Consider the following 10,023-nt stretch of genomic DNA (forward strand, 5'->3'; position numbering starts at 1 on the left):
TAAGACTGACGAAGTCAGTAACCATATCTACGGCAAGGCGAAACTGACGTGGCTTGAAGAGATTTTCGAAGAGTATTAGAATGACTTTCTCTTGATTTGCTTGATAAAGTAGAAGATAAATCCTGCTACCATATAGGCAACAAAGATAATCAGACACCACTTGAATACGACATCCCAACCCTTGTTCACATTCAAAAAGAAGTAAGGGAAAGGATTATCCTTGGCATTTGGAATATTGAGTTTTAGAACCAAGCCATTAAAAAGAGCAAACATCATATACAGCAAGGGTAAAATGGTCCACACTGCTGGATCCCAAATCTTATATTGACCCTGTTTGTCAAAAAAGAGGGTATCCGCTAAAAACCAGATGGGAACGATATAGTGGCAAAGGAAATTTTCTAGGGTATAGAAATTAGTCGCAATGGGCGCTAAGAGGAAATGGTAAATCACACAGGTAATCATGATACTCATGGTGACCCCACCTTTTAAGCGCAAGAGACTTGGTCTTTGCCAGTTTTCACCTACACGGCTCATAACCTTTAAGAGATAGAGCGTAAAAATAGTTACTAATAGATTTGACAGAACCGTGTAATAGAGAAGCATCCCAAAACCACCATGCTTAGTAATTTCAAGATAAACTCCCGTAAAAGCCGCTAGAAACAAGAAGATACGGCTATAAAATACAAGTTTATAGTGCTTGGACATACTTAAATCTTCTTCACAAACTCTGATTTAAGTTTCATGGCACCGAAGCCATCAATCTTACAGTCAATATTGTGGTCACCTTCTACGATGCGGATATTTTTCACGCGCGTCCCTTGTTTCAAATCTTTTGGCGCACCTTTTACCTTCAAGTCCTTGATGAGAGTTACTGTATCACCGTCAGCCAATTTATTTCCATTGGCATCGATAGCAACAAGGCCCTCTTCTACATCTGCAACTTCAGCAGGATTCCACTCATAAGCACACTCTGGGCAAACCAGTAGGGCACCGTCTTCGTAGACATACTCTGAGTTGCATTTTGGGCAATTTGGTAGGTTGTTCATGGTTTCTCCTTATCATCATTCACTATTCTTTGAAAATCAAAATTTCTCGAACAGCAACTATTATACCCTAAAATCAGCATTTTGACAAATTTAGAAAAAAACCGATATCCATCTATCGGCTTTTCTACATTTACATTCTTTTTTCAGCTTCTGCTTTGATTTTTTCAACTACTTCTTGAATATTCAAACCAGTTGTATCAAGGTAGACAGCATCCTCTGCTTGTTTGAGAGGTGAAGTCTCACGATGACTATCCTTGTAGTCACGCGCAGCAATTTCCTTTTTTAGGGTTTCAAGGTCTGTTTCAATTCCCTTGGCAATATTTTCCTTGTAACGGCGCCCTGCTCTCTCATCAACAGAAGCTACTAGGAAAATTTTCAATTCTGCTTGTGGCAATACAACAGTTCCAATATCGCGACCATCCATGACAATCCCACCTTGCTGGGCAATTTCTTGTTGGAGAGAAACTAGTTTCTCACGCACTTCAGGAATTGCTGCAATAGCAGAAACATGATTGGTCACTTCATTTTCACGGATAGGATGGGTAATATCCACATCTCCTACAAAAACAAGCTGGTCTCCAGTTTCTGAACGTCCAAAGCTGATTGGATGCTGGTCCAACAAGGTTAGAAGGGCTCCGACTTCTTCAACTCCTAATTGGTTCTTAAGAGCCATATAGGTCGCTGCACGATACATAGCTCCTGTATCAAGGTAGGTGAATCCAAAATCCTTAGCAATAATCTTTGCGACCGTACTCTTACCGCTGGAAGCAGGACCATCAATAGCAATTTGAATTGTTTTCATATCGGCTCCTATTTTATTTTTATAACATCACCTGGATTAGCAAACCAAGATCCTGTAGCCATGTGCCCAGGATTCAAGGCCTCTAACTGAGCAATGGAGATTCCTGCACGAGCGGCAATAGCTGCTTCCCCTTCTCCTGCGAGAACTTTAATCGTTCCTTCAGGATTAGCAGCTTCTTCTGAACTACTAGAAGTAGATTCTGGCTCTGAACTCTGCTCAGGCTGAGAACTGCTTGAAGATGAGACTTGTACTACACTTGCATCAGAATCATGAAAGTCTTTTAAGGCTGCTGTGCGATTACTCCCCCCCGATGATAGATAGATGAGAACGATGACCATCACCACCACAATTACAAAGAAAATACTAGCTAGGATCGTCAAAATACGATTAGCCATCCTATCAGCCCCTCCGTGGTTTCGATGCCGACGCTCTGCTCTTGCTTCTTCTTGATCATAAATATCTTCTTGCCACGGTTCTTTTGCCATACCTTACTCCTTGTTTTTTTTTACTTTTCTTATTACAATATAAATATGAACATGAAAATCACACTTATACCTGAACGATGCATCGCCTGTGGGCTTTGCCAAACTTATTCTGACTTATTTGATTACCACGATAATGGAATCGTGCGTTTTTACGATAATCCTGACCAACTGGAAAAAGAAATTTCTCCTAGTCAGGATGTCTTAGAGGCTGTTAGAAACTGTCCGACACGTGCCTTGATTAAAAATCAACACTAATCTCTCATAGTAAATTGACAAGAACGTTTCACTCTTTCTAGTTTAGCATATTTCCATGTAAAATTATAGTCTTTTCACTTTATTTTTTTCTGTAAAATCAGGAAGGTCACTTTTTTCTTTGATAAGATAAAGTGGTCTTTTTTTAGTCTCTAAATAAATCTTACTGTAACTTAAAATCTAAATTTCTCAATGAGAATAGACCTCTACCATTCTATTTCCTTTACCCTTTTTACAAATTCATTCCACTCTTGTCTACAATCTTTAGATAGGCATATATCCGTATAATTGAACGATAAATCTTTAATATTCTTCCACCAATCAAAAGAATTTCCCGCTTCTTCTGTTTCTATTCTTTTGTTAACTACTTCAACAATTGTATTATCTATCTCTTCCTTGTCATCTAAACTTAGAAATCTCCATTCAATTCCATTTGTATAAATTACTTTTTTATACCATAAAAGGTCTCCAATAAGTTGTCCCATCTCTCCAGTTATATGTTCAAAACTGTTCGATATGGTTGATTTGATTTTTTCCTCTGTAATTAAACTATAATTTAAATTCTTAACTTCCACGCATCCTCGAAGTTCCTTCCATTCTTCAATTTTTATACTTTTCCTAGATTTGTTTTCATAAGTCTTATCTAAAATAACTATATCAGGAAAATTACTTAGACCATAATAAATTTGTCCCAAACCCCTTCTTTGTCTTCCGAAGACATATCTTTTTGATAAACTATCTTTTAAAGTTGGCTTAATTATATCAGCAACTAAAGGATACAGTTCAACCTCTACATAATTTTGTTTCTTTATTAGCCCGATTTCTTCAGTATAATCCTCTTTACTTAGCATAAAATAACCCTCCTGAATGTTTTATTTATTAAGTTATCGTCTTTGCAGTAAATTTATTCCACATAGTTCATTTATATCATGTCAAATCCCTAATTTTTTTAAAAATCACTCAAGTTCCAGACCAAAAGAATTATAATTACAAAAAAAGTGACTGCGCTAGATAACTCCTACTTTTTCATGATCTATGATAACTTTTTTCTTTGATCAGATAAAGTGGTCTTTTTTTGGTCTCTAGATAAATCTTACTGATATACTTGCCGAGAATCCCAATGGTCAAGAGTTGAATGCCTCCAAGAAAGAGAAGCACAGCCATCAGAGAGGTCCAACCAGATGTCGGATTGCCCAAAATGAGGGTCCGAACCACAACAAAAAAGGTCATCAGCAGAGAAAGAAAACAAGATAGGAGACCAGCTACAAAGGCTATAGTCAAAGGGAAATCTGAAAAATTAACAATCCCTTCAATGGAGTAAAAAAAGAGTTGCCTAAAACTCCAACTGGTCTTGCCAGCCTGCCTTTCGACATTTGGATAGTCCAGATAGTGGGTTTTAAAGCCGACCCAGGCAAAGAGTCCCTTAGAAAAACGATTGGACTCAGTCAAACTTAAAATGGCATCGACCACAGACCTTCTCATCATACGAAAATCACGGACACCCGACGGCAGAGCTACTGGGCTGATTTTTTGCATGAGGCGATAAAAGAGAACAGCACAGAAACTGCGAAAGAAGGGTTCTCCCTCCCGACTAGTTCTCCGTGTCCCAACGCAGTCCAAGTCTACATTTTTGTCTAGTACATTTTTCATCTCAAACAACATACTAGGAGGATCTTGGAGGTCTGCATCCATCACTACCACCAAATCTCCTGTCGCATATTGCAAGCCTGCATAAAGGGCTGCTTCTTTGCCAAAATTTCGAGAGAAAGAAATATAATGAACTGCCGGATTTTGCTCCCGATAGGCCTTTAAGAGTTCCAAGGTCCCATCACTTGATCCATCATCGACAAAGACATACTCGATTTCTGTTTCCAAATCTGGAAGTAAAGCTTCCAGAGCCTGATAAAAAAGAGGAAGTACTTCCTCTTCGTTTAAACAAGGGACGATGATTGAAATCATCATCTTAGTCTTCAAATCCATTTGGATGCTTGCTTTGCCAACGCCATGCGTCTTCACACATTTGGGTGATGTCGAGTTCTGCTTCCCAACCGAGTTCTGCTTTAGCTTTTGCTGGGTCTGAGTAGCAGGCAGCGATATCACCTGGGCGACGTTCTACGATGCGGTAAGGAATAGGACGTCCCACCGCTTTTTCCATGTTTTGGATAATTTCAAGAACTGAGTAACCTTTACCAGTTCCAAGGTTATAAACGTTTAGTCCTGAACCTTTTTGGATTTTTTTCAAAGCTGCAACGTGACCCTTAGCCAAATCGACAACGTGGATATAGTCACGAACACCTGTTCCATCTTCCGTATCGTAATCGTCTCCAAACACTTGCACTTGCTCTAATTTTCCAACGGCTACTTGAGTCACATATGGCAAGAGATTGTTTGGAATACCGTTTGGATTTTCTCCCAAATCACCACTCTCATGGGCTCCGATTGGGTTAAAGTAACGAAGCAAGACAACATTCCATTCTGAGTCTGCCTTGTAGATATCTATCAAAACTTCCTCTAGCATGAGCTTGGTACGACCGTATGGGTTGGTCACTGAAAGTGGGAAATCTTCCAAGATGGGCACTGTGTGCGGATCCCCGTAAACTGTCGCAGAAGAACTGAAAATGATGTTTTTACAGTTGGCTTCTTCCATAGCTTTCAAAAGGCTAACAGTTCCAGCGATATTGTTGTCATAATAGGCAAGAGGGATACGAGTAGATTCACCGACAGCCTTCAAGCCAGCAAAGTGAATGACCCCTGTTGGTTCTTCTTGTTTGAAAATGTCACGAAGAGTATCTATATCACGGATATCTGCCTCATAGAAAGGTACTTCAACTCCTGTAATTTTCTCAACAACTTCTAAACTTTTGCGATTGCTGTTGACAAGGTTATCCACCACAACAACCTGATGACCTGCTTGGATTAACTCAATAACAGTGTGGGTTCCGATAAAACCTGCTCCACCCGTTAGCAAAATCTTTTCTTGCATCTTAATTCCTCGATTCTCGGATTATTTTTTCTTATTTTACCATTTTTGATAGGGAATGTCATTTGCCATCCTAGAGGGTAAGATAAAATTTCAGTAAAATGCTTATACTCTTCGAAAATCTCTTCAAACAACGTCAGCTTCGCCTTGCCATGGGTATGGTTACTGACTTCGTCAGTTCCATCCACAACCTCAAAACAGTGTTTTAAGCTGACTTCGTCAGTTCCATCCACAACCTCAAAACAGTGTTTTAAGCTGACTTCGTCAGTTCTATCCACAACCTCAAAACAGTGTTTTAAACTGACTTCGTCAGTTCTATCCACAACCTCAAAGCAGTGCTTTAAGCAGCCCGCTGCTAGTTTCCTAGTTTGTTTTTTGATTTTCATTGAGTATTATTCGCTTTTTACCGGTTTGACATAGTTTTCAATTGGGTAGTTTTCAGGGTTCAAAGTCAACTCCTTGCCTTTGACCAATTGAGCTAGGTGGTAACCAATAATAGGACCAGTTGTGAGGCCTGATGAACCTAGTCCACTAGCAGCGTAGACACCTGCCAATTCTGGCACTGGCCCAAAGAAAGGAGAGAAATCACTAGTATAGGCACGGATTCCCACACGCTCAGCCCTTGAAGTCGCTCTAGCTAAAACTGGATAGTGAGGTAAGGCTGCCTCCTCCATTTGCTGGAGCAAGATTTCATCTACCGTCAAATCAAATCCCATATCATTTTCATGGGTAGCACCTAGGGACAATTTGCCACCTGCAAAAGGAATCAAATCCCATTCCCCTTCTGGCATGACAACAGGGTAAAATTCCATGTCTTGGGCCAGCTGATAATCTCGGAGCTGTCCTTTCTGAGGACGGACATCCACAGCATAACCCAAGGGTTCTAACATATCCCCCAACCAAGCTCCCGTCGCCAAAATAACCTGCTCAAACTCCTCTTCACCAATCTGGTAGCCTGATGCTAACGGTGTCAGAGTCACTTTTTCTTTGACCAGCTTGACATGACTGGATTCCAGCAAATGAGTCACTAAAAGTTGGCCATCTACTCTCGCTCCACCAGAAGCATAGAGCAGACGGTCAAATCCCTGCAAACCAGGGAATAATTCATTAGATGATGCTTGGTCCAGAATGGCTAATTGCCCTATCAAGGGAGATTCTTCTCTGCGCTGGAGGGCTAATTCATAGAGTTCTTCCAACTTGGATTCATCCTTTTTCAGGAGAAAGACTCCCGAACGATGGTAAAAGTCGATTTCTTGCCCTGATTTCTCTAAATCAGCTAATAAATCCACATAAAAATCAGCCCCCAAGCGCGCCATTTTGTACCAAGCTTTATTGCGGCGTTTGGAAAACCAAGGACTGATAATTCCTGCTGCAGCCTTGGTAGCCTGACCTTGTCCATGGTCAAAGACGGTTACCTCTAGGTCACTTTCTTTCGAGAGGTGGTAGGCAGCTGTTGCCCCCACAATTCCTGCTCCAATAATGGCAACTTTTTTCATTGTTATAATTTATTCCTTTTGTTTCACTCAAGGCACAACACAGAATAAAAAAGTTTTGTGCCCTTTATTTTGTTTTATACTAGACCTCCATACTATCTTATTCTTTCCAATAATTATCTATCTAAGAGATTATCCTATTCTTAATTGTCAATAAGTTCACCCAGTCCTCTGGAAGACCGTAGTGTCTCAAATCAACTTGTTCTCTACTTCCTTCTTCTAGTAAATTTTGTATTTTTTATTCCAAAAATTCTGGGTTTCTAGGGACATGGACAAAATAAGATGTCTCATTGCTATAAAATAAATAAATAAATAATGTCTTATCATCATTCTCTGAGTTTGTCTCCAATAACTCCTTATCAGAATGATGAAGAGCAGGTAAGGTATGGTGTAAGCGTTCATATAATCTGCCATTATATGAGCATATATTTCTAAGATATCGAAGTGCATTACACCAGGACAATAAGATTTTAGCTGGAATTTTATCATCCTTATACAAGAGCAAACTAATATAAGCAGCAACCTTATTTCGATAACCTGGTTGTAAGGCGACAAGAAATGATGATATATTTCCAAATGTCATTAAACGAAAAACAGTCCAAGGCAACACAACACCATATTGTCTAATCTGATTCTTTACTATGGAATCATCTTGTTTTTCAAAAATAAACCGCGATAAATGATACTTTGTTTTCAAGACAGTATCCTGACGTTTAGGGTTATCCTTGCAGTATTTAGATTGTTCAGAAAAATATAAATCATCGTCTTCAAAAATATAAATAGTTTTTTGGTATCCAAGCGTCAGAGCATCAGCGGTACTCTTTTTCAAAAAGACTTCAATTCTCTCCAATATTTCTTGAAGGAAATTTCTAAGGTAACTATCAAATAAGTAGGCTTACTTAGCTAAAATATACTGACGATTAACCAATTTACCATAAATCTACGCAATCCTTTTTATAAAATTCATCATCAACATTATATGAAAAATCCCAATGAGATTTATCTTTCATATGTTGATACAATTCTTCTTCTGTCAGTGCAGGTTCAATCGCCATTTTTAACGTAGTAGGTGCTAACACAGGATTATAAACTAATCGTATTTTATCAACTATATCAATATTTCAAGGAATATATTCCTTGAAATTTGTTAATTCAAATATGGCAACATTCATTCTAACAGTCTCCACTATATGAAAAAAGGTCACCTAGTTATACATTGCTGCACCTTTGATGACTTCTAATCTACCTAGATTATACCACAATAATCCCTATTAATCAATAGAAATATTTTTTAAGTGTAGTATATTGAGCCTAGAATAGTAGGCTACGGATTCTAAAATATTTCTAGAAATTAATTTGACTTTCTCAATCTCTTTGTTCATATCTTATTTCAATCTACTATATATGATATACGTATGGTTGGTTATGGAGAGCACAATCATCTGACAAAACCAAGTGATAGAGAGCGCTTACATCAACTCCTAAAGAAAGATGGATAGAAAGACGCTTTTCAACTTCTTTCTATCCATTACTTCCTTCAAGAGTCCACACCAGCAATTTTCAGTTCCATTTCATGAACTATCTTACTTGTTTCGTGTTTCTTCTTTATCTTACTCTACCATCAAAGACTTCTACTTGTACTAGAGGAGGAAGCATTCCCATTTAAAAGACGGTGTCCTGTTCCCAGAACCACTTCCCCACTAGAAGCTGGTATATTCCCACTACAGGTTTGCGACTAACTTTTCCTATCGTCATTATCCAGCAATGTAGTAACTTCTATGGTCGCCTGCGATATTTCAACATGTCGCTTATCTTAGCTGAGCAAGAATCGCTTTGAGTTTCTCAATCAACTCGTCTTCTGTGTGGTCAGACTCTTTCTCATTGGCTAGGAAAGCAACTGCTTGAGCGAGAGCTTCTCGTGCTTGGTCGAGAACTTTCGTATCCACATTTGTAGAATCCAATTCTGCTTCAAGCTTGCTTAGTTCCTTGACCAATTTCTTGAGTTCTGACTCTTTCTTACGACGCGCGATGAGGAAGAGAAGGAGCCCAAGAAGGGCAAGTAGACTGCCAATCATTACTACATATGAAAATTCAGTAGTTGTCTGACTATCGTCTTTCATCTGATCTTTTTCTTGATTTTGCTGGTCTTCTTTCACACCTTTTAAGGAGTCTATTACCTCTCTCACTCTTCTAACAATATCACGCAAATCGGACTCTGTCAAACTTTCGTCATTAAGAGCTTGTTTAATCTCTGTAAGAAGAGCTTTAGCTGACTCAAGCATTGTACTATCTATATCATCCAAATCTTTCAAACGACTTTCCAATCCTTCAACCAATCGAGCAAGCTCAGACTTGTCAACAGGACGAGTCTCGTTAGGAGTCACTGTAGTTCCTGAATTGTTTGGAGTGCTTGTAGAAACTGGCGTTTCTTGAGTCGAAGTGCTTGCTTGTGCCTGTCCAACAGTAGACGATGGAGTAGTAAGGGTCGTATTGCTACTATTGTCAGTTGTCACACCAGGGGCTGGAGTATTGCCTCTGTTATCTGGTGTCACACTATTGCTATTGCTGCCAGCAGGGTTGGTAGTAGCTCCATTGTTGGTGTTGCCACTGTTGCTAGTATCAGTACTATTATTACCAGATTTTTTCTCTACGGTTTCTGTCGATGGAATTTCTTTAGTTGTTCCATCTGGTAATGTGACAGTTACGTCTCCATTGTCTTTTACAACTACGTTGGTGGCTGTTGGGTTAGCTTTCGAAACGGCTTCTTTAACTTTGGCTTTTTCGGCTTCTGTTAAATGCGCTGGGTCTGCTACTGGCGTTACCTCTACCTTAGATTTCTCTACGGTTTCTGTCGATGGAATTTCTTTAGTTGTTCCATCTGGTAATGTGACAGTTACGTCTCCATTGTCTTTTACAACTACGTTGGTGGCTGTTGGGTTAGCTTTCGAAACGGCTTCTTTAACGT

General features: G+C 39.2%; 11 protein-coding genes and 3 pseudogenes. 1 reads left to right on the forward strand and 13 read right to left on the reverse strand.

What is annotated here, in order from left to right:
• Positions 1 to 75: 75 nt before the first annotated feature.
• The 4 genes from HT703_RS05245 to HT703_RS05260 all read right to left on the reverse strand — a co-directional run bounded on the left by HT703_RS05245 (position 76) and on the right by HT703_RS05260 (position 2,333).
• Complete coding sequence (locus HT703_RS05245; protein ID WP_000033949.1) at positions 76 to 705, reverse strand: Pr6Pr family membrane protein; 630 nt, start codon at positions 703 to 705, stop codon at positions 76 to 78.
• A gap of 2 nt (positions 706 to 707) precedes the next feature.
• Positions 708 to 1,046: a zinc ribbon domain-containing protein YjdM gene (locus HT703_RS05250; protein WP_001061596.1), complete on the reverse strand. Its 339-nt coding sequence runs from the start codon at positions 1,044 to 1,046 to the stop codon at positions 708 to 710.
• Positions 1,047 to 1,176: 130 nt separating this feature from the next.
• Entirely contained in the window at positions 1,177 to 1,848 is a 672-nt protein-coding gene (cmk, locus tag HT703_RS05255) for a (d)CMP kinase (RefSeq protein ID WP_050207916.1), read from the reverse strand.
• Positions 1,849 to 1,856: 8 nt separating this feature from the next.
• Positions 1,857 to 2,333 (reverse strand): SAG1386/EF1546 family surface-associated protein, encoded by a 477-nt coding sequence (locus HT703_RS05260; protein ID WP_001040900.1) that lies wholly within the window; start codon positions 2,331 to 2,333, stop codon positions 1,857 to 1,859.
• A gap of 51 nt (positions 2,334 to 2,384) precedes the next feature.
• Between HT703_RS05260 and HT703_RS05265 the strand changes: the two genes are divergently transcribed.
• Positions 2,385 to 2,588 (forward strand): ferredoxin, encoded by a 204-nt coding sequence (locus HT703_RS05265; protein ID WP_080564678.1) that lies wholly within the window; start codon positions 2,385 to 2,387, stop codon positions 2,586 to 2,588.
• Positions 2,589 to 2,651: 63 nt separating this feature from the next.
• On the opposite strand, the pseudogene HT703_RS05270 reads toward HT703_RS05265, so the two are convergent.
• The 9 genes and pseudogenes from HT703_RS05270 to HT703_RS11465 form a co-directional block, all read right to left on the reverse strand.
• Positions 2,652 to 2,753: pseudogene (locus tag HT703_RS05270) on the reverse strand (group 2 glycosyl transferase); the annotation flags it as partial.
• Positions 2,754 to 2,791: 38 nt separating this feature from the next.
• Positions 2,792 to 3,436: a hypothetical protein gene (locus HT703_RS05275; RefSeq protein WP_023936967.1), complete on the reverse strand. Its 645-nt coding sequence runs from the start codon at positions 3,434 to 3,436 to the stop codon at positions 2,792 to 2,794.
• Between the two features lie 175 nt (positions 3,437 to 3,611).
• A pseudogene (locus HT703_RS12110) lies at positions 3,612 to 3,800 on the reverse strand (glycosyltransferase); the annotation flags it as partial.
• A 186-nt stretch (positions 3,801 to 3,986) separates the two neighbouring features.
• Positions 3,987 to 4,565: pseudogene (locus tag HT703_RS12115) on the reverse strand (glycosyltransferase family 2 protein); the annotation flags it as partial.
• Positions 4,549 to 5,568: a UDP-glucose 4-epimerase GalE gene (gene galE / locus HT703_RS05285; RefSeq protein ID WP_023936965.1), complete on the reverse strand. Its 1,020-nt coding sequence runs from the start codon at positions 5,566 to 5,568 to the stop codon at positions 4,549 to 4,551. The gene galE and the pseudogene HT703_RS12115, both read right to left, overlap by 17 nt.
• Complete coding sequence (locus tag HT703_RS05290) at positions 5,547 to 5,951, reverse strand: hypothetical protein (protein ID WP_079247575.1); 405 nt, start codon at positions 5,949 to 5,951, stop codon at positions 5,547 to 5,549. Before HT703_RS05290 ends, galE begins: the two co-directional genes overlap by 22 nt.
• Positions 5,952 to 5,957: 6 nt before the next feature.
• Entirely contained in the window at positions 5,958 to 7,061 is a 1,104-nt protein-coding gene (locus tag HT703_RS05295) for an FAD-dependent oxidoreductase (RefSeq protein ID WP_172929959.1), read from the reverse strand.
• Positions 7,062 to 7,296: 235 nt separating this feature from the next.
• Positions 7,297 to 7,908: an Abi family protein gene (locus HT703_RS05300; RefSeq protein WP_050207918.1), complete on the reverse strand. Its 612-nt coding sequence runs from the start codon at positions 7,906 to 7,908 to the stop codon at positions 7,297 to 7,299.
• Between the two features lie 958 nt (positions 7,909 to 8,866).
• A partial coding sequence (locus tag HT703_RS11465) for a hypothetical protein (protein WP_191994537.1) occupies positions 8,867 to 10,023 on the reverse strand: 1,157 nt, incomplete at its 5' end.

It is taken from the genome of Streptococcus sp. 3874 (genome assembly GCF_013276425.1).
GTDB classification, from domain to species: Bacteria; Bacillota; Bacilli; order Lactobacillales; family Streptococcaceae; genus Streptococcus; species Streptococcus pseudopneumoniae.